The 26,299-nt window shown below is 37.2% G+C and carries 26 protein-coding genes; 17 read left to right on the top strand and 9 right to left on the bottom strand.

Features of this window, described 5'->3' with window-relative positions:
- Positions 1-42: 42 nt before the first annotated feature.
- From RGQ13_RS00430 to RGQ13_RS00410, 5 genes are all read right to left on the bottom strand, one after another.
- Complete coding sequence (locus RGQ13_RS00430; protein ID WP_348391590.1) at positions 43-255, bottom strand: hypothetical protein; 213 nt, start codon at positions 253-255, stop codon at positions 43-45.
- A gap of 68 nt (positions 256-323) precedes the next feature.
- A complete protein-coding gene (locus RGQ13_RS00425) occupies positions 324-800 on the bottom strand; it encodes a hypothetical protein (RefSeq protein ID WP_348391589.1) in 477 nt (158 codons plus the stop codon).
- Between the two features lie 18 nt (positions 801-818).
- Positions 819-1,232: a hypothetical protein gene (locus RGQ13_RS00420; RefSeq protein WP_348391588.1), complete on the bottom strand. Its 414-nt coding sequence runs from the start codon at positions 1,230-1,232 to the stop codon at positions 819-821.
- A 67-nt stretch (positions 1,233-1,299) separates the two neighbouring features.
- The gene (locus tag RGQ13_RS00415) at positions 1,300-2,118 is read right to left on the bottom strand and encodes an SDR family NAD(P)-dependent oxidoreductase (RefSeq protein ID WP_348391587.1); all 819 of its coding nucleotides are present in this window, start codon (positions 2,116-2,118) and stop codon (positions 1,300-1,302) included.
- 44 nt (positions 2,119-2,162) lie between these two features.
- Positions 2,163-3,926, bottom strand: a complete 1,764-nt coding sequence (locus tag RGQ13_RS00410; RefSeq protein WP_348391586.1) for an arylsulfatase — start codon at positions 3,924-3,926, stop codon at positions 2,163-2,165.
- 146 nt (positions 3,927-4,072) lie between these two features.
- Here RGQ13_RS00410 and RGQ13_RS00405 point away from each other — a divergent pair, with 146 nt between their 5' ends.
- From RGQ13_RS00405 to RGQ13_RS00395, 3 genes are all read left to right on the top strand, one after another.
- Positions 4,073-5,035, top strand: a complete 963-nt coding sequence (locus tag RGQ13_RS00405) for a LysR family transcriptional regulator (protein WP_348391585.1) — start codon at positions 4,073-4,075, stop codon at positions 5,033-5,035.
- Positions 5,036-5,131: 96 nt separating this feature from the next.
- Positions 5,132-7,699, top strand: coding sequence for a glycoside hydrolase family 3 C-terminal domain-containing protein (locus RGQ13_RS00400; protein WP_348391584.1), 2,568 nt, complete (start codon positions 5,132-5,134; stop codon positions 7,697-7,699).
- Between the two features lie 36 nt (positions 7,700-7,735).
- Positions 7,736-9,076, top strand: coding sequence for an ADP-ribosylglycohydrolase family protein (locus tag RGQ13_RS00395; protein WP_348391583.1), 1,341 nt, complete (start codon positions 7,736-7,738; stop codon positions 9,074-9,076).
- A 119-nt stretch (positions 9,077-9,195) separates the two neighbouring features.
- Here the strand turns inward: RGQ13_RS00395 and RGQ13_RS00390 are convergent, their stop codons facing one another.
- Together RGQ13_RS00390 and RGQ13_RS00385 are read right to left on the bottom strand one after the other, a co-directional pair.
- Positions 9,196-9,813, bottom strand: a complete 618-nt coding sequence (locus RGQ13_RS00390) for a prepilin-type N-terminal cleavage/methylation domain-containing protein (protein WP_348391582.1) — start codon at positions 9,811-9,813, stop codon at positions 9,196-9,198.
- Positions 9,814-9,976: 163 nt separating this feature from the next.
- The gene (locus RGQ13_RS00385) at positions 9,977-11,014 is read right to left on the bottom strand and encodes an NADP-dependent oxidoreductase (protein WP_348391581.1); all 1,038 of its coding nucleotides are present in this window, start codon (positions 11,012-11,014) and stop codon (positions 9,977-9,979) included.
- A gap of 236 nt (positions 11,015-11,250) precedes the next feature.
- Between RGQ13_RS00385 and RGQ13_RS00380 the strand changes: the two genes are divergently transcribed.
- The 5 genes from RGQ13_RS00380 to RGQ13_RS00360 all read left to right on the top strand — a co-directional run bounded on the left by RGQ13_RS00380 (position 11,251) and on the right by RGQ13_RS00360 (position 13,728).
- A complete protein-coding gene (locus RGQ13_RS00380) occupies positions 11,251-11,982 on the top strand; it encodes a glutathione peroxidase (RefSeq protein WP_348391580.1) in 732 nt (243 codons plus the stop codon).
- 296 nt (positions 11,983-12,278) lie between these two features.
- Positions 12,279-12,503, top strand: a complete 225-nt coding sequence (locus tag RGQ13_RS00375; protein WP_348391579.1) for a VF530 family protein — start codon at positions 12,279-12,281, stop codon at positions 12,501-12,503.
- A gap of 2 nt (positions 12,504-12,505) precedes the next feature.
- Positions 12,506-12,922, top strand: coding sequence for a GFA family protein (locus tag RGQ13_RS00370; protein ID WP_348391578.1), 417 nt, complete (start codon positions 12,506-12,508; stop codon positions 12,920-12,922).
- A gap of 244 nt (positions 12,923-13,166) precedes the next feature.
- The gene (locus tag RGQ13_RS00365) at positions 13,167-13,442 is read left to right on the top strand and encodes a TraR/DksA family transcriptional regulator (RefSeq protein ID WP_348391577.1); all 276 of its coding nucleotides are present in this window, start codon (positions 13,167-13,169) and stop codon (positions 13,440-13,442) included.
- Between the two features lie 22 nt (positions 13,443-13,464).
- Positions 13,465-13,728, top strand: a complete 264-nt coding sequence (locus tag RGQ13_RS00360) for a YdcH family protein (RefSeq protein WP_348391576.1) — start codon at positions 13,465-13,467, stop codon at positions 13,726-13,728.
- A 56-nt stretch (positions 13,729-13,784) separates the two neighbouring features.
- Here the strand turns inward: RGQ13_RS00360 and RGQ13_RS00355 are convergent, their stop codons facing one another.
- Entirely contained in the window at positions 13,785-14,639 is an 855-nt protein-coding gene (locus tag RGQ13_RS00355) for an EamA family transporter (RefSeq protein ID WP_348391575.1), read from the bottom strand.
- A gap of 200 nt (positions 14,640-14,839) precedes the next feature.
- Here RGQ13_RS00355 and RGQ13_RS00350 point away from each other — a divergent pair, with 200 nt between their 5' ends.
- The 3 genes from RGQ13_RS00350 to RGQ13_RS00340 all read left to right on the top strand — a co-directional run bounded on the left by RGQ13_RS00350 (position 14,840) and on the right by RGQ13_RS00340 (position 18,035).
- Positions 14,840-17,032 carry a coiled-coil domain-containing protein gene (locus RGQ13_RS00350; RefSeq protein WP_348391574.1) on the top strand — a complete coding sequence of 731 codons (2,193 nt, stop codon included), beginning with the start codon at positions 14,840-14,842 and terminating at the stop codon, positions 17,030-17,032.
- 81 nt (positions 17,033-17,113) lie between these two features.
- Positions 17,114-17,707: a YjaG family protein gene (locus RGQ13_RS00345; protein WP_348391573.1), complete on the top strand. Its 594-nt coding sequence runs from the start codon at positions 17,114-17,116 to the stop codon at positions 17,705-17,707.
- Positions 17,708-17,819: 112 nt separating this feature from the next.
- Positions 17,820-18,035, top strand: coding sequence for a dodecin (locus RGQ13_RS00340; protein WP_348391572.1), 216 nt, complete (start codon positions 17,820-17,822; stop codon positions 18,033-18,035).
- Between the two features lie 70 nt (positions 18,036-18,105).
- Here RGQ13_RS00340 and rsmD read toward each other — a convergent pair whose 3' ends face one another.
- Positions 18,106-18,693, bottom strand: coding sequence for a 16S rRNA (guanine(966)-N(2))-methyltransferase RsmD (gene rsmD / locus RGQ13_RS00335; protein ID WP_348391571.1), 588 nt, complete (start codon positions 18,691-18,693; stop codon positions 18,106-18,108).
- A gap of 181 nt (positions 18,694-18,874) precedes the next feature.
- On the opposite strand from rsmD, the gene ftsY reads away from it, so the two are divergent.
- The 6 genes from ftsY to RGQ13_RS00305 all read left to right on the top strand — a co-directional run bounded on the left by ftsY (position 18,875) and on the right by RGQ13_RS00305 (position 26,265).
- A complete protein-coding gene (gene ftsY, locus RGQ13_RS00330) occupies positions 18,875-20,068 on the top strand; it encodes a signal recognition particle-docking protein FtsY (protein WP_348391570.1) in 1,194 nt (397 codons plus the stop codon).
- 47 nt (positions 20,069-20,115) lie between these two features.
- Entirely contained in the window at positions 20,116-20,802 is a 687-nt protein-coding gene (gene ftsE / locus RGQ13_RS00325; RefSeq protein ID WP_348391569.1) for a cell division ATP-binding protein FtsE, read from the top strand.
- Entirely contained in the window at positions 20,802-21,782 is a 981-nt protein-coding gene (gene ftsX / locus RGQ13_RS00320; RefSeq protein ID WP_348391568.1) for a permease-like cell division protein FtsX, read from the top strand. The genes ftsE and ftsX overlap by 1 nt, the downstream gene beginning before the upstream one ends.
- A gap of 235 nt (positions 21,783-22,017) precedes the next feature.
- Positions 22,018-22,884 (top strand): RNA polymerase sigma factor RpoH, encoded by an 867-nt coding sequence (rpoH, locus tag RGQ13_RS00315; protein WP_348391567.1) that lies wholly within the window; start codon positions 22,018-22,020, stop codon positions 22,882-22,884.
- A 244-nt stretch (positions 22,885-23,128) separates the two neighbouring features.
- On the top strand, positions 23,129-25,012 hold the full coding sequence (locus RGQ13_RS00310; RefSeq protein ID WP_348391566.1) for a putative bifunctional diguanylate cyclase/phosphodiesterase: 1,884 nt from the start codon (positions 23,129-23,131) through the stop codon (positions 25,010-25,012).
- A 170-nt stretch (positions 25,013-25,182) separates the two neighbouring features.
- The gene (locus tag RGQ13_RS00305) at positions 25,183-26,265 is read left to right on the top strand and encodes a GGDEF domain-containing protein (protein ID WP_348391565.1); all 1,083 of its coding nucleotides are present in this window, start codon (positions 25,183-25,185) and stop codon (positions 26,263-26,265) included.
- Positions 26,266-26,299: the final 34 nt, after the last annotated feature.

Genomic DNA, 26,299 nt, shown 5'->3' with positions numbered 1-26,299 from the left:
ATCGCTTGGCTTTTTGCCGTTTTTCGTCATGGAATTCAGTAATTAAAACTTATATGTATAAGCAATCGCCGGACCATGGGTTACAGTGTCATATTTAAAATAACCAACCTCTCCTGGCGTTCCGTCTTCATAATCAAGCCATGTTGATTTGTACTTCATGGTTAATTGGCCGTGTTCAGATATATTATATTGCACGCCAACTTCAACACTTGAGGTGAAATCAGTGCCTCCTTTACCGATGTCGCCTCTAACCATATAATTCCACTCATTATTGATAGGGGATACCCAACGCGCACCAATAAAGTAATCAACCCAATCTTCATCTACTCTATATTCTGAGCCACCAATAACAGGGGAAAGCTTAAATCAATATCATTATCCCACCAACGAAATCCTATTAAATACTCTAAAGAAGCCTCTCCAAGCTGTTGAAGATAGACAATCTCAGCTTGCAACTCTCCTTGCCTTACCTTTGCATCAACAACACCACCTCTTTCTGATGATTTATCGCCACGTAAATCCATAAAAGCATAATTTATTGCTGCTCCCCAACCTGAAGTGTGGATAGCTTTTACATTTATCATTGCTCCTAAATGTAAATTTTTTAATATCTTATCAAAATCAACGGTAATATCGGCTTCTTTACCCCGCCCTACAGCGGTTTTACCCGAAATGGTTGTTGCCTGAGCATAAGGCTCAACATAAATGGTCCATTCATCTTCTTGCGCTTGTAACGATTGGCTCACAGAAACAAGTACTAATGAAAAGATGAAATAAGTAACCTTTAGGATGTGTCTCATATTGTTAAACTCCAAATATCAGGCTTTCGCATGGTGTTTGTTCATTCGAGACTGCTCAAACCAATACCCTAAGGTGTACACACATATGGTGACATCTGTAATGGCAAAAGGAACAAACACTTCATTTAAATAAGCGGTTTCAGGGTTTAAAAAATTACTAAAATAGAGGTAAACCATGAATAATTTTTCCAAAAAGGAATACAAAACGATCGATTGGCGCCATTCAGGTTTAAATGCGGATGCCGCAATAAAGAACCCCATTAAGCCAACCATGATCCCCCAATGCCTTATGATAAAAACATATTGTGAATCGAAATCTAGACCATTCATATCTTTTAGCGCTGCTGCGGGATCGAAAGCATAAATTGCGGCGTACATGGTGACTAAGCCACCAATCAGCAAAAAGGGTTTCAGAAATTTTGTAAAAATCATATTTACTCCTATCAGAGTTTTGTAAACAATGTTGTTGATGAAATTTCAATGCGCGGGGTAAGTAAAACTAAAAACGACTTACCAATCGATTAAATATTTTGCCTAATAATTTTTCGCCCACGATTGCTTGTAATGCATTTAAAATTTTGGCATCTAAGGTTGAGCGATAACTTAATTTAGGATTTTTTGAAAAGCCGGCCCTGAGCATGGTTTTGACCGTTGAGCGAGTATCCGAGCCTTTACGGTAGGCATCATATAAAAAGTCATGTGATTGTTGTGTTGCATCGGAATAAGCATCGAGTTTATTAGTAGACTTCATGTCAGCTAATTGAAGTCCGTCAAATTCTGTTAGTACACAACCAGGCTCAATAGTGACCACTTTAATATTAAAAGTATTAAGCTCTTGAGCTAATCCTTTCACCATGCCATTTAAAGCATGCTTACTGGCTGAATACCAAGAATTCATGCCGGTTGAAACACGACCAGCTATTGAAGTGGTAAAAATAATGCGCCCCTCATTTCTCTCCCTCATGTGAGGCAGAACTGCTCTTGTGACAATTGCGGCACCATACACGTTAGTTTGAAATTGCTCATGCACTTTAGCTATAGGGGTTTCTTCTACCGGCCCGGCAATAGCATAGCCAGCGTTAGAGTAAACAACATCGATATAACCTGCATCAGCTATAATTTGCGCTATAACGTCATTCACTTGTACTTCATTAGTAATATCCATTTTAAAAATTTGAGCGCCTAATTGCTTTAACTCTTCTAATTTTTCAATGCGACGGGCGGCACAATATACATTGTGCCCCTTTACAACGAGTGCTTTAACTAAGTCTTTGCCCATGCCAGAAGAAGCGCCAATTACAACAATATTCTTTTTCATGTGTCTCTCTTTTTCTCTGATTGATTTGCTAGAAACATCTGCTATTAATGTGCATTTGCTCTTTGTGCATTTTTCATTAACTGCATACGAGGGTCGTAGCCTTCAGGTACCGGGATCACATTGTTATTCTTGGCATATTCTTCATAAGCCTTCACCATCATGTTGACTTTTTCTGGCATTTGCTCGGCCAAATTATTCACTTCGCCAGGGTCTTTAACAATGTCGTACAGTCTCCACTGACCATCACCTTTTGGCGGCAAGTTTCTTACCAGCTTGAGGTTTTCATTAAATAATGCGCTACTACCTGCCAACTCATAACCAACCATACTTTCTGGTTGATGAACTACCTGACTTTCACCGCTAAATAACGGCATCATGCTCTTTCCTGTTGGTTTGATAATGTTGGTTTTGTCAGCATAGGCTTCATCAACATTTGTACCTGAAATCTCTAATAAGGTCGGTAGAATGTCACTAACATAAGCAAATTTATTGGTTAATTGGCCTGCTTTTATTTTAGCTGGGTAGTGAATGATAAATGGTGAACGAACCCCTCCTTCTGAAGAGTATGTTTTCCAGTAACTTGTTGGCGTGTTGCTCACAGAAGCCCAACCTGGTCCATATGCAGAGAACGAGTCTTTCTGGCCTAACTCTGTTAAACCCTCACTCAAATCTGATGGATAAGTGTATGAATAATTACCTCTATACCAAGGTTCATAAGGCGGGATATTTTGTAGTTCAGTGGCATCTGCACCGTTATCTGACATGAAAATGATAACCGTATTATCAGCTTCACCAATGCTTTTTAAATAAGCCATTAAGCGACCAATATTAACGTCCATATTATCGACCATTCCTGCATATACCTGCATACGGCGTGCGTGAAATGCTTGCTCTTCTTCAGAATAGCTTTGCCATTTAGAAGTCTTATATAATGTGCTATCTGAAAAATCGTCTTTAAGTTCTGCGCTTTTATCTATGATGCCAAGTTTCTTCTGCTTAGCTAAACGAATATCTCGTTGTTGATCCCAGCCTTTGTCATAAGTCCCGTTATATTTTTCAACATATTCCAGGGGCGCTTGGTGTGGACTGTGCACAGCCTGATAAGCAACATAGCTGAAAAAGGGTTTGCCTGAGTTTCGATTAGACTCAATGTAGCTGATCATTTTGTCAGTATAAAAATCGGTTGAGAAATAATCTTCTTTAGGCAATGTAGTCGGCTTACCATCTTCTAGGTAATGAACTTTTTGATACATTGGTCCATAAGACTGATCAACCCAATTATCAGCACCACTTTCAAGTAAAACAAATGAACGTTCAAACCCTCTATTAGATGGTTTGTTTTCTTGATTTTTACCTAGGTGCCACTTACCAACCATATATGAATTGTAACCTTGGCCTTTTAAAGCACTCGCAACGGTAACAACCTCTTTATTTAACTGTCCTTCATAGCCTTTTTTGCCAAATTGGTTGTCTGCTTGAATTTCTAACATGTTGCCTAAACCGGCAAGATGATTATCAACACCGGTCATAAGCATGGTGCGAGTAGGTGAACAAGCAGCCCCAACATGAAAGTTTGTCATCATTAAGCCATTATTGGCTAAATGTTCTAAATTAGGGGTGTCTATCTCACTACCATAAGGACTGATATCGCTATAACCTAGGTCATCCGCTAATATAAGTATGATATTGGGTTGAGTGCTCTGAAGGTTTTCTGTCTGTTGAGTTGCCTGATTATTACCACATCCACTTAAAGCAGCTATTGCTGAAAGTGAGATTACAAGTAACTTAAGTTTATTCGAAATTTTCATCAATTAAATACCTTAAACAAAATGAATTACATTGTTTCTTTATTAACATTGATGAGATTTTAATCAACAGGCACTATTCCTTCAAATGATGTATATTTATACCAACCATAACCAGAAGGAATACGAAAACGTATTCAAAAACAAAAATGAACAAATTAGAGCAAAGATTAAATAGAGTAGATCTTAACCTTCTAGTCGCATTAAACGTTATATTCAAAGAACTGAATATCACCAAAGCTGCTGAAGCACTTTTTGTTACTCAACCGGCTATGAGTAAAATACTGAAAAAGTTAAGACTATTATTTGATGATCCTTTATTTTACCGAACAAGTGCAGGCATGAGGCCAACGGCAAAAGCAATAGAGATACGAGAAAACCTGCCAAACATTCTTACTCAAATTGACAGTTTACTAACAACAAGAAAATTTAATCCTGACACCTGTAGCCGAACATTTTCTATTTCAATACCGTCTGTACTTTGCCATTCAGTACTATTACCCTTTATAGAAAAGTTAAGGTCGATTGCTCCCAACATTAAAATTACAGATTGTCCAAGTGAAGCTGAACCATTAGGTTCATTAGAGCGTGGAAAGTATGACTTTGCTATCCATGTTGTAAAACCCCAAAACAGTTCAATTAACTACACCATGCTAGGCAAAATTAAACCTCACGTTTATGCTAGAAAAGCCCATCCTCTTGCTAATTTACCAGCGGCAAATAAATTAGCAGATTTGGCCAAGTATCAGTTTATTGACTACCAAGTCGGTATTAGCGACAGTAAAAGTTTTGAATACCCTACCGAAAAACTTGAACGAATATTAAAATTTAAACCTTCAGTTAGTTATAGAAGTAGCCATCTAAGTTTAATAACAGAAATACTCTCTCAAGATGATTATCTATTTATTTCGCCCAGTTTTATGGGAATTGACTCAAATTTCACTAATAAATTTGTCTCTGTTTTTGAGTTAAATATACCGCCAGAACATCTTTATGAATTGCTATTATTAGAAGGACCACATGTTGCGCATGGAGCGGCAGAACAATGGATAAAGCAAGAATTAATTAACACAATAAAGACTAATAGCACAATCGGGTCTTTGAATGTTTAAACCCACAATAAATAAATTTAAACTTGCTCATAGTCGTCATATTTATTAAGGTAGATTAACTTTGTAAGCGCTTACATTATAATCATAAGGTCAAATATGCCAGCTTTAATTAAATCAATTCTTACATTTGCGATATCTCTGAGTGTATTTTCTTGTTCTGATAATAAGGTTACTCAAGGGCAAGATACGCCTGCGGTGAAAGAGCTGACTCGTGTTGAATCTGTAGAACAAAATGTTGACCAAATGCTCGCCAAGCTTACACTCGAAGAGAAAATATCTTTGGTCCATGCCAGTGGTAAGTTTCATATAAATGCGATTGACCGTGTGGGTATCCCTGAAATGTGGCTGTCAGATGGACCGCATGGTGTTCGTCACCAAATACAACGTGACAGCTGGAGTTCAGCTGGTTGGACAGATGATCACGCTACTTATTTACCACATTTAACGTCAGTGGCGGCAAGTTGGGATCCTGAAATAGCCATTTTACATGGCCAAGTTCTGGGTGCTGAAGCTCGTGAACGCAAAAAAGACTTTATTTTAGGGCCAGGCATTAACCTTGCTCGTTTACCATTGTACGGTCGAAATTTTGAATACATGGGTGAAGACCCAATTTTGGCAGCAAAGTTAGTGGTTCCACAAATTAAAGCGATTCAACAAAATGATGTGGCCGCTACCGTTAAGCATTACGCTCTGAACACTCAAGAGTTAAACCGAACCGGTGTAAACGCAAAACCAGATGAACGAACATTAAGAGAAGTGTACTTGCCAGCATTTGAAGCGGCAGTAAAAGAGGCCAATGTATTAGGCATGATGGGCTCGTACAATGAATACTATGGTACTAATGCGAATCAAAGCAAGCATTTAGTTATGGATATTCTTAAAGGCGAATGGGGCTATCAAGGAGTGCTACTCACCGACTGGAATGTTGATATTAATACTCATGATGCGGCAATGTACGGCTTAGATCTTGAGATGGGTACAGATGTTCCAAGCTACGATGAGTACTTTCTTGCTCAGCCATTATTGAAAGAAATTAAAGCGGGTAATATCCCAGTTTCCGTTTTAGACGATAAAGTCCGTCGCATTTTACGGGTGCAATATTCTATTGGTATGTACGATGAAAATCGCTTACCTGGAGCAAGAAATACTAAAGAGCATCAATTAGCTGCAAGAAAAATTGCTACTGACGGTGTCGTACTGTTAAAGAATGAAGCAGTAGGCAATGAAAATGTATTGCCTCTTGCTAAAAGTAGCATCAAAAATATACTTGTACTTGGCCCAAATGCTGATAAAAAACATGGTACTGGTGGTGGCTCTTCTGAAGTTAAGTCCCTATACGAAGTAACACCGTTAGCAGGATTAAAAGCCCAGCTTGGTGAAGACGTAAATATTACAGTTATGCGTGCTCGTAGCAGTACCCTCGCGCCAATAGCTAGCGATTATGTTGCTTCTCGCCATTGGACTGGAACGCCAGCGTGGAATATTTCGTATTTTAAAGATAAGCAACGAAGTGAGATCATAAATGAATCTTGGATTGTAGACTCGCAATTTAAATCTCAAAATAGTGAAAGCAATGATCACATAACAATGAAAGCCAACATTAAACCGCTGAAAAGTGGCTCTCATACCCTAAATGTATCTGCCGTAGGAGATTTTACGTTAACAGTTGATGGCACAGATATCCTGACTTATTCAAATGCTGATGGCACACTTCTTAGTCATGATATTGATCTAAATGCAGAACAAAACTATGCATTTGAAATTAATTATGACGGTAATACTTCATTCACTTTAGGTTGGAATGCTCCCGGAAACTTGTTAACCGATGAAGCTGAATACCTTGCTGCAGCAAAAGCTGCTGATGCGGTTATTTATTTTGGCGGATTAAGTCATGGTGATGATCGTGAATCTATAGATCGTCCTGATATGAAATTACCAAACAACCAAGATGAGATCATCAGTAAGCTATTAAACGCAAATGAAAAAACAGTTGTGTTTTTGGTTGCCGGCTCTGCTGTTGAAATGCCATGGGCCGAGCAAGCAAATGCCATTGTTTGGGGATGGTATGGCGGTATGGAAGCGGGTCACGCATTCTCAGACATTATCTTTGGTGACATTAATCCAAGTGGTAAAATGCCAATCACGCTACCTGAAAAATTAGCGCATACTGCCCCTATAGCACTTAATGACTATAACGCTGAAGAATCACTTTATACGGAAGGCGTATTTATTGGCTACCGCTGGTTTGAACAACAAAACATTAAACCAACTTTTGCATTTGGTCATGGTTTGTCTTATACCGATTTTCAGGTGAGCAATATAAAGCTTTCGACTAAATCCTTAAATTCAGGTGAATCGTTAACGGTTACCGCACAAGTAAAAAATACTGGTAAGGTTGCCGGCGCTGAAGTGGTACAGCTGTATTTACATGATAAACAGGCAAGCGTTGAACGCCCGACTAAAGAGCTAAAAGGTTTTGATAAAGTATTCCTACAACCTGGTGAAACTAAACAGGTAACAATGATGCTAACTCAACGAGATTTGTCATTTTGGGATATCAATACTAATGATTGGTTAGCAGAGCAGGGAGAGTTTGAAGTAATGCTAGGCAATTCTTTAGAAAATATTACCTTAAGAGATACATTTAACTATTCGGCCAAATAGATTTAAATTAATACTAGTTAATAAAGCGAATACATCATGAAAACCATGTTTCAAATAGTTAGTATAATTATCATAATTTGCGCTTCAGATTATGTCGCTGCCAACCAGTCGTCAGAAATAAAGCTATCCAGAAGTGAATATCAAACTAAACTGCATGGCTTTTGGTTAGGACAAAATATAGCAAATTGGACTGGTTTAATCACCGAAATGGATAAGGTCGGCACGCCTGAAACTATGCCATTTTATACTGACAAAGATTGGGGCAGCAAAGACTTAAAAGCAATGTGGGGAGAATATGTACCACATAGTGATACCATAGATTTCTATTTTGAACAGCAAAACACACCATGGGGTGCAGACGATGATACTGACATTGAATACATGTATCTTTATCTGCACGAGTTACATCAAACAAGTAAATTAACAGCCATACAAATACAAGCTGGTTGGTTAAAGCATATATACTCTGAGCAAGATGCCCCTCTATTTAAAAAATTTCCAGAGTCAAAGCCCCAAAAAGAAAACTTCTTGTGGGAATCAAACCAACAAGCACGTATTTTAATGGCGCAGGGTATGCTACCACCTGCGACAAGTGAGCCAAAAAACAATACTAAATATATGATGATTGATGCACAGCTTACTACCGAAATTTTCGGATTACTTGCTCCAATCCGTGCAGATGTAGCGTTAAATATTGCCCATTTACCTATACGCGTATCAGCAAAAAATGAAGCCGAGTGGATCTCCGAGTTTTATATAGTGATGCATTCTTTAGCGTCAAAAGTTGATAGCAATTTATCTATACAACAGCAAACCCAATGGCTAGCAAAACAAGCAAGAGCGCAATTACCAAACCACAGCTATCCCGCTAAAATGTATGATTTTGTTTGGCATTCTTATCAACAAAATAAAGATAAAAATAACTGGGAGAAAACCCGGGACGAGGTTTATCAAAAGTATCAAATAGAACACTCTGACGGCTATGAGTATAAAGACCCATTTGAAGCAGGAATAAACTTTTCAGCTAGCTTAGTCAGCTTGTTTTATGGCCAAGGTGACATCAAGCGCACCATACAAATTGGCAGTTTAACGGGTTGGGATTCTGATAACCCAACCGCAACTTGGGGTGGTTTATTAGGCTTTATGATTGGTTATCAAGGCGTGGTAGATGCGTTTAATCAACAGAATTTGTCCGATACTTATTGGATCCATCGAACACGTCGTAACTTCCCTGATAGAACTATAAATCAACTTGGCGAAGACACTTTGTCTGCATTAGCTAAAAGAAGCATATCAGTGATAGATCGTATCGTGATTGAGCAAATGTCGGGCACCATAGACAGTGAAAATGATCAATGGGTTATCCCGCTGAAATAATGGTAAAAGATCAGGCAAAAGGTTGATCAAATGAATTTTTCACATCATTTTAATGGCATTGCAACTCAATAACACCACGGCCACTAAACAAGTGGTTGTGGTGTTATTGGTACTACGCTCTAGCATTCACTAAAGTCACTGCCGGTTATTGGTTTTTCTGGGTTCGTTGGTGTTACCGAGTCATTTGGTGTGTAGTAAAAGGTATAGCACTTGGTAGAGTTGAGGTTGTAGCCTTGTGGGTAAATAACAAATCCACGCCCTCTAGAAGCGTTGTCAGCAAATCCTCTATTACGAAACCAGCCACTATTACGATGGCGTACACAAAAATCTAGTTCTTCAGCATCACAATCATTTGTGCCTACTTGACCAACCTTACTGACATCAACTAAATGAACGAAAGTATTATTCCAACGACCATCAGCATAGCCGCCACGAATGCGAATTCGTTGGCCACTTTTTAGGGTAAAACGGCTTTTATTGGCGTTTAAATTTTCTGGATGCAAGGTTAATTGCACGGTAACCAAGTCTCGAGCTGCAGCCACACTAGCTATTTGTGCTTTCATTACTGCCTGATCAGCAGATTTAGTTAAATCAATAAACTTAGGCGCGGCAACGGCTGCAAGTACGGCCAAAATAACAATAACGATAATCATTTCGATTAAAGTAAAGCCTGAAGATAGGCTTTTAGTCGTTCGATAAGAACATAAATTATGGGGAGTGAAGCGAGCTTTATGCATCTAAAATTAGCCGAATATTATTATTTATATTTGATGTTATATAACTTAGCACGTTAATAACTAAAATATATCAAAAACCAAATCAATAGGCACGCTGTTCAGTTAATTAAAAAAAATTATAAACCTGCCCATCTACCCGTTTTGATACACCGTAACGAATACGTTAATCGGCAACATTAATTACTAATTTTCCAGTATTTCTGCCGGAAAACAATCTAGGTAATGCCGCTTGAGCATTTCCTAAGCCATCAACTGTGGTATTTCGATATTGTAATTTACCGTCAAGCAACCACTGCTCCATGGTTGGTAAAATAGTGTCCATTTGCTCTAAGTAATCGAGTATTAAAAAGCCTTCCATGCGTAAACGTTTTGTCGCCAGCATAAAGCTATTTTTCAAGCCATAAACTTTGTCTTTCTCTTCTAATGTTTGATATTGAGAAATGCTGCCCGAAATAACGACAACGCCGTTCATTGCCATATTTTCTAGCGCGGCATCAAGCATTTCACCGCCAACGTTATCAAAGAACACATCTATTCCATTTGGAAATTGTGCTTTCATGGCAGCAGATAAATATTGCTCGCTGCGATAATCAATAGCCCCGTCCATATTAAATTGCGAGCATAGTAGTTCACACTTTTGTGCCCCTCCAGCAATGCCTACGGTATAACAACCGGTAGCTTTAGCAATTTGACTTGCCGCTAGTCCTGTTGCACCTGCGGCACCTGAGACAAGCACTTTACTGTCTGGTTTGATATTACCAATATGATGCATGCCAACAAATGCGGTCCAACCGGTTAAACCCAATGCTGACACGTAAGCTTCAAGGGGAATTTGCGGATGAGGTTTAAACTTAATTGCGCCATTTTGCGCAGTTAATTGCTTAGCAGGTACTACGGCATATTGTTGCCAGCCCAGCATTGCAAAAACATGATCACCAACTTTAAAGTTATCATCTTTTGACTCCTCTACCCTGCCAACTACCAGGCCACGCATAACGTCGCCAATTTGCAGTTGTGGTAAATAATCTTTTTCTTCACTAAGCCATAAACGGTTAGAGGGATCTAAACTTAACAATAAGGTTTTAATTAATACTTCGCCGTCATTTAAATCTGGCTGTGGTATTTCAACAAGTGACAATTCATTACCGGTTAAATCACCCTTTGCATACTCATTAATTATCCACGCTTGCTGATGTCGCATTTAAAGTTCCACTACCAATATAAGAATAAGGAGAAAAGTTTAGCATTGTTCGTTATTTGTTTGGTGTTCTTCTCTATTCAATTTCAATCAAATACTTATCAATCTGTTTTTTAGATTACAAACATCAATTTATATCATTTTAATTAATTACGCTGTTGTCGCATACTTACTCCATCGAATTAGCAGACGCCATTAATTGGTTGTCACAATCAATATTAAAATTTACCGGAGCATCTATGTTAGATATTAAAACAGGCCAATCAATCCCAAGCGTTACATTTCCAACTCGCGTTAATAACGAATGGAAAAACATAACAACAGATGAATTATTTAAAGGTAAAACCGTTGTTGTGTTTTCATTACCAGGTGCATTTACACCTACTTGCTCATCTACACATTTACCGCGTTATAACGAATTGGCTAAAACGTTTAAAGAAAACGGCGTTGACGACATAGTTTGTTTATCAGTAAACGATACCTTTGTTATGAACGCATGGGCTGTAGATCAAGAAAGCGCTAACGTAACGTTAATTCCTGATGGTAATGGTGAGTTCACTGATGGCATGGGCATGTTAGTGGATAAGTCAGACATAGGTTTTGGCAAGCGCAGCTGGAGATACTCTATGCTAGTTAAAGATGGCGTTGTTGAAAAAATGTTTATCGAACCTAACGTTCCAGGCGACCCGTTTGAAGTTTCAGATGCCGATACCATGCTTGATTACATCAACCCGAATGCTAAAAAACCACAAGCAGTAAGTATCTTCACAAAACCTGGTTGTCAGTTTTGTTCAAAAGCAAAACAGTTGTTAACCGACAACGGCTACAGCTTTGAAGAAATCGAATTAGGCAAAGACGCAAGCTTAACCTCATTAAAAGCAATTACCGGTAATGACACAGTGCCACAGGTATTTATTGACAATAACCATATTGGCAGCAGCGAAGGCCTTGCTGCTTATTTAAAAGCTTAGTTTATGTAAGTATCTGCCAAACAAATTGTGCTCGCGCACTTTGAAAAAGCGGTAAGACTCTTCCTTTCTTATTGCAACTTTCAGCCCCTTTTAGAATTCTAATAGGGGCTTTTTTTGGCCAGGGATGGCCTATATGACAAAAAGCACTAATACAAGGATGTATGTAGTTAGAATAACGCAGGAGCAGTTATCGAGGAGCAATTTTTTGTTTTACTTCATTAAACAGTATTAAAACTAACGAAAATCATGACTATTTAATGCTACTATTTACATATTAACCATCAATTCAAAGCACTATGGACAATCAACCTTACAACCCTTTACATGGGGTTACCTTGCAAAAAATCGTCACAGATCTTGAACAGCATTTTGGTTTTGCTGAGCTTGGGAAGTTAATCAAAATAAAATGTTTCACTACTGATCCAAGCATTAAGTCGAGTTTGAAATTTTTACGTAAAACGCCTTGGGCGCGCGAAAAAGTTGAGCAACTTTATATTAAAAACAAACATCAGTTGGAGTAAAAATGAGTGAAGCTAAGTGTTACCAAGGCAGTTGCTTATGCGGGCAAGTACGTTATCAAGTAAGTGAACCATTAAAGATGTTTCAATACTGCCATTGTTCCCGTTGCCGCAAGGTTACCGGCAGTGGCTTTGCACCAAATATTTTTGTACCTTTAACGCAGTTTACTTGGCTCAGTGGAGAAGACTCACTTGGCCGCTATACCGTACCGGATGCAAAATACTTTGCCACCAGTTTTTGTAAAAACTGTGGTTCAACTATGCCTTGGCTTACGCAAACAGAACAACTCTATGTTCTGCCGGTTGGTACCTTAGATGATGAGATTGAGCTAAAACCTACACAAAATATTTTTTGCGCTGAAACACCTAATTGGCATACAAGCTTTGAGCAACTACCAAAGTTTGAACAAGGCCCGAAATAACCTTTCTTGCATCTATCAACCGATACATAATCGTGCTCATTTACTGAGATTTCTTATCAAAATGAGCACATCTCCTCACTCTCCCTATCTAGCGTACATCGGCTTTAAATCAACTGTAGTATTTTTGAGCCAGATCAAATTGTAGTTTTCTATACACGCTAATCTAGCAACCTTAACTCGTGATTAACTGCACTTGCTCAGCACTCATCATCCGAGATCTATTAACAAAATAAGGAAAACGGCAATGATTGTTGAGAAACTAAAAGTCTCATTAATAGCGAAGCAAAATGAATTAAGTAAGCGCTTAGCGGATATTGAAAATGATGAAGGTGTTGATGAAATCCATCAACAAACGTTGCAAGAGCTACAAAGAATCAAACAAACACTGGCAATGCTACAAACAGAACAATACGGCATTTGTATTGAGTGTGGCAAACTAATTTCCAATGAACGTTTAGAAGCTTTGCCATATAGCAAACACTGCTTTGTGTGCAGTGAAAATTTAGAAATTAAGTACTAACATAAAAAATCAGGAAGATATAATGAACATACATAAACACGATTTACATCATGAATTTCCAGAATTTAAAGATGAGATCCGCAGCTTAAAAATGAATGACAATCATTTTGCGAAAGTTTTTAAAAAATATCACGAACTTGATCATGAAGTTATTCGCATTGAAGAAGGTGTAGAAAACACTTCAGATACATATTTAGATGAACTTAAAATGAACCGTCTTAATCATAAAGATGAATTATTTTTGATGTTAAAAAAGCATCAAGCTAAACAAGCACAATCTATTTAATTAGCTGCACTAGAGTTTTATATAAAGTTTGATCAAATGCGCTTTCTGCGCATTTTTTATGTATTGATTTTAACTGGTTTTTTCTGCATTGAATACGCTAAATACACACTTAAGCCGATCAGTGCGCCGCCAATTGATAAGCGCATATAATCGGCACTTTCGGCAAAGAATGTAATGGCAAAAATCACCGCTAATGGTACATAACCGTTATTCATTACCGCCAAGGTAGGGGTATTTACCTGCTTGCTTCCTTTATTCCAAAAATAGAAACACAAACCTGAAGATATTACGCCAAGATAAATAAGAGCCCACCACTGCTTAGCTGCAATATTTACCTGACTTAAATCAACATTGATCACAGTATAAGTACTGGCCAACAATGCTGCGCCAATATACATCCAAAGCATGTTCTCACTATCGGGCTGATCTTTAGCTACATGCTTATAACTTACCTGGCCAATGGCAAAAGCAATATTAGCAAGTTGTAGTAATAAAAAACCGGTAATAAATTCAGCTTGTTGTGGAGATTTAAATACAATAACGCTAGCACCAACAATTGAGATCAACACTGGTAATAAATGTTTCATATTAAAGTATTTATTAATAACAGCATTAACTAACAACACATACATAGGCGTAAATATGGTAAATACTGCCACTAGATAACCAGGAAGGTATTGATAAGATTGAATATAAGCGAGATACATTACGCCAAATTGCAAAGCCCCTAATAGCATCAATTTACTATTAGGCTTAAATGATTTCAAAAACAGCAAACATGGTAGAAAACTTACAACACATAACAGTAAGCGAATACTAGCGACTACTTCCGGTTGAATACCTGTTAATTGTCCTTTAATTAAACCAAAAGAGAAGGCCCAAACTATCGACACTACAACTAAATAAATCATCAAACTCCCAGTGAAATCATTCGCTTATATCCGGATATATATAACTAATCATCGGACTTGTTAAAAAATTGTAAGACTACGTTGTGTTTTCTGCTATTGTAAAACAGTAGTGATCGTAACAACAACACTATTTTCAGGCTGATAAACATGGTTAAATACCTGTCTATCAATAATAATAAAAACTAATTCAAGAATTTTGTATGCCAACTCAAACAGAAATCAATAGTGAAATTGACGAGCAATTACAATTACTTGCCGGCGATATTTTTATTCAACTTGAAGATAGGTTCAATCAACTTGCGGCTAAAATAAGCGAACACGCAGAAACTGATAAACAACAAGCGTTAAAAGATCAAAAATTAGCACTGAATAAAAAAAATAGTGCTGTTCATGAAAAGTTGAGCCAATCTAAGCATGACTCTGTAAACCTTAAATTTAGTGAAATAGAACAGTTAAAAAAGAAACTACTTACCTACGAAACCAAATACAGCGCTTTGAAAGAACGCGCCGTACAAATTGAAACTCATCTAAAAATCAAATTGAGAGACGAGCAAGACTCTTTAGAAGATTTACGCTTAACTAAAGAAAATCGCGAATTACTACAAAGCCAATTAGAACCTCTTAATAAACAAGTAACAGGCTTGGCCAAAGATAAAGAAAAGCTTTTAAAAGATGTTGAAAAACTCGATAAGAAATATCAGCAACTTAAACAATCTTCTGAACATGATATTGCTGAACTAAAAGCAACGTTTAGTGATGATCAAAAGAATCAGCAAAAATTAAAAAGTGACTATGAGCAGCTAAGCGAATCAAATGAAACTCTACAAGCCAAGTTTGCAGAGGTTGAAACAGCTAAAATAAATGCTGAACAGCTGACCGCTTCATTAAAAAAAGAACATAAGACAGCCACTGCTGCATTAGTAAAGTCTCACAATGAACGTTTAAAAGTTTATGAGCAAGCTTCAGGTTCAAGCACAGACGCGTTAAAAACACTAGAAACGCAATTAGATAAATCGCAGCAGACAAACACTAGTTTAAATGATGAGATAAACGATTTAAAAAGTCAGATAAAAAACTTAAACCTAGAAAGTAAAACCCTTTCAGTTGAAAGAAAAAATTTAGTTAAAGCTCATAGCCAAGAAGTCATTAAACTGGAAAAACAGCATAGAGCAGCAACTACTGAACAAGATAAAGAACTTAAGAACAAACAAAAAGACTTAGATAAACAACAACTCGCTCTAGATAAGTTGGCAACAAAAGAACAAAACCAAAGTACTAAAATTAGTGAACAAACACGACAATTAAAAACTCTTAATACTGATATTAGTGAGTTGAATATTAAGCTAGATTGTATCAATGAAGCTCATAAAAAAGCATTAGATAAACAGCAACAAAAATTTGACGCACAATTTGCAATACTGACAAAAGATAAAGATGGTGTCGGTGAAGCAATAACTGAGTTTGAACAAAAACTGAGTGGTGCCAATGCTGACAAGCAAAGTTTAGAACAGCAAATTACTGATCTTAAATCGGCACACCAAGCTGGATTAGACAAACTAATTAGTGACAGTAGCACCAAAGAGAAAACGTTAAGTAACTCACTTAAGGCTTCTGACAAACAAGTAACGAACTTACAACAGCAGGTTGATAAATTAACACTATCGCTCAACTCAGAACAACAAGACATTGCTAGCGCAACAGCAGCCATTAAACAGCAACTTAATGATACTGAAAATTTATTAGAGCAAAGTGAAAAACAACAAAAATCTACTTGGGTTCAAAATAACGCATTAAAAGACAAAGTAGCTAATAGAGACGAACAGTTAGAAGAACTAAGAAACAAAAATTCGCAAATAAACGGTCAACTAATTAGTCAACGTGAAAAATCTGACAATCAATTAAATGCGGCAAAGAAAGAACAAAAGCAGATTATTGAGCAAGCCAATCAGCAAGCCGCTGCGACCCAAGACAACCAACAAGATAAAATTAGTGATTTAGAATTACAGTTATCGACTGCTTTAAAACGATTTGAAAATCATCAAACTAAAACTGATGACATAATCAAAAAAATAAACCAAGATAAAGACTCAATTCAATCACTATATGAGCAATTACAACATAGCAGTGCCAGTGGCACTTCAGAAGTAACTCGTCTAGAAAGCTTATTAGAACTTGAGCGAGATAAAATCGCCGAATATGTACAAAAGAATGCTGCTGTAAGGTCTCGACAAGATTCCAGTGATGATCAAATTCGTAATACATTGAAAGCACTGCGTGATGAAAATCACGAATTAAAACGTCAATTAAACGATGAAGTTGCCGAAATGGAATCTAAACTTACTGAATACCGCTTAAAATTTGAGTACGCACAAAAACAAATAGCGTTAGGCTAACCTCAACTCTAGACTTAGCTTTGAATATTAATGATTATGTGCGCTATAATTAGTGCACTTATCATTTGTGAGACACTCATTGTGCCTGTAAACATCTCTTTGCAAGACCTTTCTCTTTGGCAACAAACCGCTTTCGCCGCAGCAATCCTTGAACGTATGCTGCCCAATTATCAAATGTTTTCGCAAGCTGCTGATTTTGGCAATTACAAAATATTGCGTAATCAATTGGACTTGGTTTGGCAAAAACTTGAACAAGGGCAATTAAAAATTAATTTTGCCGCTCAATTAGAAAAACTTGAAGATGAGATCCCTGACGTGGACAATTTCGACTTTTTTGGTGTTCATCCCGCACTTGATACTTGTATGGCATTAGGCTCTTTATTACAAGGCATGCAAGATAAAGATGAAGAAACAATTAACAACGTAGGGTTGCTATCACAAAGTAGCGTAAGTTATTACTTAGGCATTCTACTTGCCTCTGAGCAAGAGCAACAACAAGATATTGTCATCAAAGAACAAGACATTGAAGATCATCCGTTAATGCAATGGGAAATAGAAACTCAACAAGAGTTATTTATGTCAGCTAAAATCAGTAAAGAAAATAAGCAAACCTGCAAACAACTAAAAGAAATGGCATTAAGCGAAGGCATGTCTAACTTAGGTATAGAAATCTAGGAACTAGGAACTAGGAACTAGGAACTAGGAACTAACAAATATTCAGCTATTCTTAATGTATACCCGCTCTTATTCAAAGTGTGGGGATAGACAATAATTATTAGGAATAGCCATGTCAGATCATCATACCTATAAAAAGCTAGAAGTCGTCGGATCTTCACCAACTAGTATTGAAGCCGCCATTGAAAATGCGTTAGCCGAATGTGCTAAAACGGTCAATGATATGAATTGGTTTGAAGTAATTGAAACCAGAGGTCACTTAGTTGATAACAAAGTTGCCCATTATCAGGTAACGATAAAAGTTGGCTTTAGAATAAAATATAGTTAAATAAACTAGGGTCAGAGTCAGGTTTTTATATAAATACCTGACTCTGACCCTAGTTTTACTAACCCTAGTTTTAACTACGCTGATATAGGCGATAAGCCACTTGGCCAGAGATCTTTTCTTTTAACAATTGCCAGTTGATAGGTAGTTGTAGATCGGTAAGTTCAGACTCTACTTCTACATAAATTATCGCCTCATCTGTTAACAATTGCTTAGTTTCAAGCAACTCTGCAGTTTGGGCTACAAAACCTTTTCTAAAAGGTGGATCGATAAACACTAAATCAAACTGTTGCTGTTCAGTTTCGAGTAACTGCAGACAACTACCTTTACTAATTTGAGCATTGTTTGCTTTCAATAATTGAATATTCTCTTGTATTTTCTTCGCCGCAGTTGCATTTAACTCATAAAATTGAGTACTACTTACCCCTCGCGATAAAGCTTCAAACCCTAAACTTCCCGAACCTGCAAAGCAATCTAAGCATTTAGCATTATAAAGATGAGGCATTAACCAGTTAAAAACCGTCTCTTTCACTCGATCAGTTGTCGGCCTTAAACCATCGGCCATAATTACTGGTAATTTACGGCCGCGAAACTGCCCGGCGATAATTCTAACTTGACCCGTTTGTTGATTTTGCCCTGTGGATTTACGATTTTTAGTCATTTTTTTACCATTTATTGAGCATTTCAGCGAGTTTATTTTATCTAGCTTGGTTTTGCCAAACCAACTATGATGATATTATAACCGCAAATTTATTGTTACTGACGATTATACCAATCTATCTACCTAACAGGGTAAAATTATTGTTGTCGCAGTTACCAACTTATTATCGAATTTATTAACTATGTCGAAGAAAAAAGGCCTATTTGGCTGGCTGAAAAAAGATAAACCTGCTGTTGATACTGAAGACGCTACAGAGGCGCATGAGAGTAATGCAGAAAACGTTGAAATAACTGAACAACCAAAAGTTGAAGAATCAGAGAATACAATAGTAGAGACTGTTGCCTCTGAAGCTGAAGTGATTATTGAAGCTGAACCCGTTGAAGAAGAGCCAGAGCCAGAGCCAGAGCCAGAGCCAGAGCCAAAATCTACACCTACAGTTGCCGAAACACCACAAAAATCTGGTTTTTTTGCTCGCTTAAAACAAGGCCTAAGTAAAACAAGACAAAACCTTGGTGGTGGAATTTTTGATTTATTTCGCGGTAAAAAAATTGATGATGAATTATTTGAAGAATTAGAAACGCAGTTATTATTAGCTGATGTTGGTGTTGATACCACCACAAAAATAATCGATTCTCTAACTGAGTCAGCATCACGTAAACAGCTAAAAGATGCAGAAGCACTATACGACTTATTAAAGGCCGAGTTGCAAAAAATTCTTGCCACTGTAGAACAACCAGAGCCGCAAGTAACTGAAGGCCCACATGTTATTTTAATGGTGGGTGTTAATGGTGTAGGTAAAACTACGACTATTGGTAAACTGGCCAAACAGTTCCAAGCCCAAGGTAAATCCGTAATGCTCGCTGCTGGTGATACTTTCCGTGCTGCTGCCGTTGAGCAACTTCAAGTTTGGGGTGACCGTAATAATATTCCTGTTGTAGCTCAGCACACAGGTGCTGATAGTGCATCAGTTATCTTTGATGCCATTAATTCAGCAAAAAGCAAAGGCGTTGATATTTTAATTGCCGATACTGCTGGTCGATTACAAAACAAAGCGCATTTAATGGAAGAATTAATTAAAGTTGTGCGTGTTATGAAAAAGATTGATCAAAATGCACCACATGAGGTTATGCTAACTATAGATGCAGGTACTGGCCAAAATGCTATCAGCCAAACACATTTGTTTAATGAAGCTGTTGGTTTAACCGGTATTAACGTAACTAAACTTGATGGTACCGCCAAGGGCGGCGTTATTTTCGCCTTAGCAGATAAGTTTAACGTGCCAATTCGCTATTTAGGTGTTGGTGAGGGTATTGATGATTTACGCCCATTTAATGGTGAAGACTTTATTGAAGCTCTGTTTGAAACTCAGGAATAATGCCAAACACAAGGTTGTTTAACTAAAATAATAAAAAGTGACACACAATGATCCGTTTTAACGCTGTAAATAAAACTTACCCGGGTGGTTTTAACGCCCTAAGAAACATTAGCTTCAATTTAGACGCTGGTGAAATGGCGTTCTTAACTGGCCATTCTGGTGCAGGTAAAAGTACCCTGTTAAAGCTGATCAGTGTTATGGAAAAGCCAACTGCTGGGCAAATTCTAATTAATAATAGTGATATATCACGAATTAATTACTCACAAATCCCTTACATGCGTCGCAATATAGGGATGATTTTTCAACATCATAACCTATTGATGGATCGCACCATTTTTGACAATGTTGCCTTGCCTTTAGTTATTGAAAATGTAGGTCATAAAGAAACACGAAAACGAGTTGAAGCTGCATTAGAAAAAGTTGGCTTATCAAGCAAAATTAAATGCTACCCGCACATGCTTTCGGGTGGTGAACAACAACGCGTTGGTATCGCCAGGGCTATCGTTAATAAACCACCAATCATTCTTGCCGATGAGCCAACCGGTAACTTAGATCCAAAATTATCATTGGATATTATTCGTCTCTTTGAAGAATTCAATTCTGTTGGCGTATGTGTTCTTATCGCGACCCATGATCTTGGTCTGATCGCCAGAATGAAATACCGTACCCTTACATTAAAACAAGGCACAATGATCACCGATGGCTTAAGCCATAGTGAAGAGGAGGAAGAGTAATGGCTAAGAAAGAATCTAACGCTCTACTTCGAAAGGGTAATGGCTTTTCATTAAATAATCTGATCATGCTACCTGTTCGTCACCTACAACAAGCCATTGGCAGCTTAGGTGATTTATGGCGCACGCCTATGGCGTCTATCATGACTATATTGGTATTAGGAATTAGCTTAACTCTACCGGCAACATTGCACCTGTTTACTAAAAATGCCCAACAAGTGAGTTCAAACTGGGATTCAGCGGCGCAGATTAGTGTATTTCTAAAACTGTCGGTGAAAGATAAAGACGCACAAAACTTAGTAAAACGCATTCAACTATACCCTGAAGTAAAAGAAGTTCGTTATATATCAGCAAGTGACGCCTTAATAGAATTTAAAAAGCTATCTGGCTTTGGCAAAGCACTGTCTTATTTAGATGACAACCCGTTGCCGGCAACAATTTTAGTAACCCCATCCAAACGTTTTAGCCAACCAACCGCGGCACATGCTTTACTTGAAAAACTAGAAAAAGAAAGAGGTGTAGCTCAAGGAAAGCTTGATCTTGAGTGGTTAACCCGCTTAGAAGCTATCATGGTATTAATTCAAGACATTGTTACTTCATTAGCCATTTTATTAAGCTTATCAGTGGTATTAATTATTGGTAACACCATACGTTTAGCAATATTAAATCAAAAAGATGCTATAGCAGTAATGAAAATGGTTGGGGCTACAGATGCCTTCATTCAACGACCATTTATGTATACCGGCTTTTGGTATGGTGTTTTTGGTGGGCTACTTGCCGCAATAACGGTTGCAATTTTAGGAAGCTATTTGGATTACGCCATTGTTGATTTGGCTCAGCTATACCAAAGCCAGTTTTCATTACAAACCTTAAACTTTGAAGAAATTATATTATTAATTTTGACCGCTATTGGTTTAGGTTTACTTGGTAGCTACATTTCAGTTAGACAACATATAAAATCGATAGAGCCAAGCGCAGATTAAAGCCTATTTATGCTAAATTCACCCTTAGTTACAATTTTGAAAATGTGCTAATTGAACTAATTAAATTTATTTTAATCAAACAGTTAAGTAGCAAATAAAGTGCTACTATTTTTTCGATTAAATTAAGCTATTTTTTAAATTAGCGATCTCAAAAAAGCTATGATAGTATCCAAAGTCCATCTAGTGAATAGATGTGTAAGAAATAGCGTAAAACAAGGTTTTAAAAGAGGTAGAAATGAGTAATACAATGCAATCAATGGCCCTTACTATCCCACAAAGTGGCAGCATTGAATCATACATGCAATCAGCTTATAGCATTCCAATGCTTACCGCTGAAAAAGAAAACGAACTCGCTAGCCGTCTTCATTACGATGGCGATTTAAATGCTGCACAAGAATTAATCATGTCGCATTTACGTTTTGTTATACATGTTGCCAAAGGCTACTCAGGCTACGGTTTACCACAAGCAGATCTTATCCAAGAAGGTAATGTCGGTTTAATGAAAGCGGTCAAACGTTTTAACCCAGAAGTAGGCGTACGTTTAGTCTCTTTTGCCGTACATTGGATTAAAGCCGAAATTCATGAATTCGTATTGAAAAACTGGCGCATTGTTAAAATTGCGACAACCAAAGCACAACGTAAATTATTTTTTAACCTGCGTAAAAACAAAAAACGTTTAGGCTGGTTTAGTAATGACGAAGTACATACTGTGGCTGAAACTTTAGGTGTATCCACAAAAGATGTACTTGAGATGGAAAACCGCATGGCAAGTAGTGATCAAGCCTTCGATTTAAGCGATGGCGATGATGACAGTGGCCAAACTAGCAGCTTTTCACCGTCGCAGTTTTTAGAAGATCACAGTTCAGATCTATCAGAGCAAGTTGAAAGTTCAAACTGGGACAACCATGTTAACAACCAACTAAGTCAGGCAATTACTAGCCTAGATGAACGCAGCCAAGATATTATAAGAGCTCGTTGGTTAACAGACTCTAAATCAACACTTCAAGATTTAGCCGATAAATATCAAATATCAGCTGAACGGGTTCGCCAATTAGAAAAAAATGCCTTAAATAAATTAAAAGGCTCTATTGCTGAACACTAATAAATAATTGCATAAGCCAGGTTTTTCCTGGCTTTTTTGTACCTAAAATTCGACAAGATTTGATTCACTGCTAAACTTATTAGCACAGTAAAAAAGCACTTTGAAGGAACAAAGGCAGAATATGACAGGAAGAAAACTTTCCACAATAAAAAAGCTCCGGTCTCTTTTAACGCAATACAAACAAACGAAAAAAGTTCAGACTGGCTTATTGAAACTTTCTGAACTTTGCTGTTCAGTTACAAACATGTCTTGCTTTTATCCTGCGCTACAAAAAATTATTCAACAGTATTTTCCCGCTGAAAATTTGTATATTCAATTATATACTCAAGCGAATTCAGCTCAGGCCGAACACTTTTATATCGATGAACTTAGTTGTTCTCCAATTGAGCAACAGCTCACCCCTGATATCATCGACTTTATTCATAACATTTCAAATCCGGTATTAATAAATCACGACAAAGTTAGCATTTTAAATAGTGATAATAGCATTACTGAAAGACCCTTCCCTACGCGAAAAACTCAAACACACTTAATTGATGTGTGGTTAGCAACACCATTATTAGTTGAAGACGTAACAGTAGGCATAATTGGGGTAAAAGGTTTTATAAATCCTAACCATAAGGCCCTAACAAATTTAGAGCTGATTAATTTTATCTCTATGCAAATTGCTGCTGCAATACACCGAAATAGAGCTAATGAACAGTTGAAGCTTTACAGTAAAGATATAGAAGACATCATCTTTGACCGAACTCAGAATTTGCAAAAAAGTAATTTTAACTTACGCCAGCAAGTTGAGCAGCGTAGAAAAAGTGAACTTAAACTCTATTATGATGCCCATCACGACGCCCTAACTAAATTACCAAACAGAGCGATGTTTACCGATAGGTTAGAGCAATCAATTAAGCACTTAAAGCGCCATATAAATCATCGGTTTGGAGTGTTATTTATCGACATAGATCGCTTTAAAGTGATAAACGATACTCTAGGACATCATGTTGGTGATGAACTGTTAATTCAAATGGCAGATCGAATTCTAGAGTGCATCCGTAGTAACGATATTGTTTCTCGCTTAGGCGGTGATGAATTCGTAGTTTTACTTGATACCTTAGCCCACCCTGATGATGCAGAAGATATTGCTAGCCGTATTATTGAGACTATTAAGCAGCCTTTCACCATTGATAACCAACAGCTGTTTTCTAGCGCTAGTATTGGTATTGCCATTTGTGATCAACATTATCAACAAGCGACCGATGTATTACGTGATGCAGATGCGGCTATGTACCAAGCTAAAGCCATGGGTCGTGGCCGTTTAATGTTCTTTGATGACAGTATGCGAGATGAGTTATTAGCAAACCTTTCGCTTGAACAAGACTTACGCCAAGCAGTAAACAACCAAGAGTTTGTTCTGTATTATCAAAAAATATCAGAGTTAACTGGCGCCAATACTATCGGTTTTGAAGCTTTATTAAGGTGGCAACATCCAACTAAGGGGTTATTATCGCCAACGAGCTTTCTTGAATTAGCCGAAGAAACAGGCTTAATAATTGACATTGAAAATTGGGTCGTCGCAAGTGTGGCTAAACAAATAGCCTTGTGGGATATTCAACCTGAATTTAAGGGTAGCTTCGTCAGCATAAACCTATCTGGAAAACACATACTACAAGCGAAACCAGTTCAGCAACTTAGTAAGTTAATTCAACAGCACTTTAATGAGCCAGAACGTTTGATAATTGAATTTAATGAACAAGCATTTAATAAACAACCTGAACGTTCATTAAAAAACTTAAAGATCCTTAAAAAAACGGGGGTGAAACTCGCCCTAGATGATTATGGTTCAGGACAGTCACCACTTAATTACTTGAACAACTACCCATTTGAGTTTATTAAATTAGATCAACATTTTGTGCGTTCATTTTCAACCAACATTAAAAATTGGGAATTAGCAAAAAGCCTAGCAACTTTAGGAGAATCTTTTGGTTTTAGGTTAGTTGCTGAAGGCATAGAGTCACAAGCTCAACTAGATAAAGTAATTGCCGCGGGTTGTGAATTTGGCCAAGGGTACTTTATTAGTAAACCTGCAGCCATTAAAGCAGACAAACAAGATGACGGCATCAATCATTGCGCTTAAACCTAAGCGATTTAAAAGGGAGCGTTATACCAGTGCGCACAATGCTCAAATCATTATACGGATTGGTATTATACTTTTTTACATTTAATCTAAGTCAAACAACTGCCTTTTACTATTTTATACGTTAAGATAAGTTAGCTATAAATGACCTAAGTTGACTAACACTTTTAATGTTTATTTCTAAAATCATCAATACTGGCGCTGAATTTCAGCCCTTTAATGCGTCCAATAAAATAAAAACCACCAATTGGGTTACGTTATTTACCGTCATAATATCCGCCACTTATACGCTTTTATATTTATTTATTTTAAATGAAATTAAAATAGGCCTATTAAATTTAGGCTTTACCATTGCTTATGCCCTTGGGTTGGTGTTTATGCGTTTTAACGCCATAAAAAATGCTAAGCTCTGGTTTTTTACAGTTCTAATGCTGCACGTATGGATATGCACTAATATTTTCGTCACCAACCTATCTGGATTTCATTTATTCTACTTTTTAGTCCCTACTGGCGCGTTTTTGTTATTTGAATTAGACCAACAGAAAGAAAAAGTAATTTTATCCGTTTTGGCCACTCTGCTGTTTTTCTACTGCCAAAACACAATGAATGCCGCGCCATTAATCACTTTGTCTGATGAAGTAAATAATATAATTTACCAGTCTGTAGTGTTTTTTATCATGCTTGAATTAGTAGCAATTTCAGCCATGTTTAACCAACAAATTTCTCATCATGAAAAATTTATAAATAAAAGAGCTAAAACCGACACCTTGACCAATTGCTTAAATAGAAACTACTTTTTTGAAGCTGGACAAGAACAGCTAAATTTAGCCAATTTAAACGGTAGGCCATTCTCGTTAATTTTAACTAATTTAGATAATTTCAAGCGGGTAAATGATAAATATGGTTATTTAACTGGTGATGAGTATTTAGTCCATTTAGCTAAGTTAATTAAAGATTTGTGTATTAAAGGGGAAATAATTGGTCGTATCAGCGGTGAAGAATTTGTCATTACTCTTCCGGAATATACCAAAGCAGAGGCTGAAAAATTTGCGCAAAAATTAAATTATCAAATTGCAAAATCAATTTTTGTAAGTTCAGATAATAAGCAATTTTCCAATACAATTAGCATGGGGGTCGTGGTTCATAATTGCTGTGACACGATAGGAGAGCTAGTGTCTATTGCGGACACTGCTTTGTTTCAAGCTAAGATCATGGGTGCTAGCAACATTGATATTATTGAGCGAACCGCTTAATCAGGAACAAATCACTTATTTAGAAACGAACCTC

The organism is Thalassotalea psychrophila (genome assembly GCF_031583595.1).
GTDB lineage: Bacteria > Pseudomonadota > Gammaproteobacteria > Enterobacterales > Alteromonadaceae > Thalassotalea_A > Thalassotalea_A psychrophila.
Note: the sequence above shows the minus strand (reverse complement) of the source record. Positions and strands in the feature narration are given on the sequence as shown.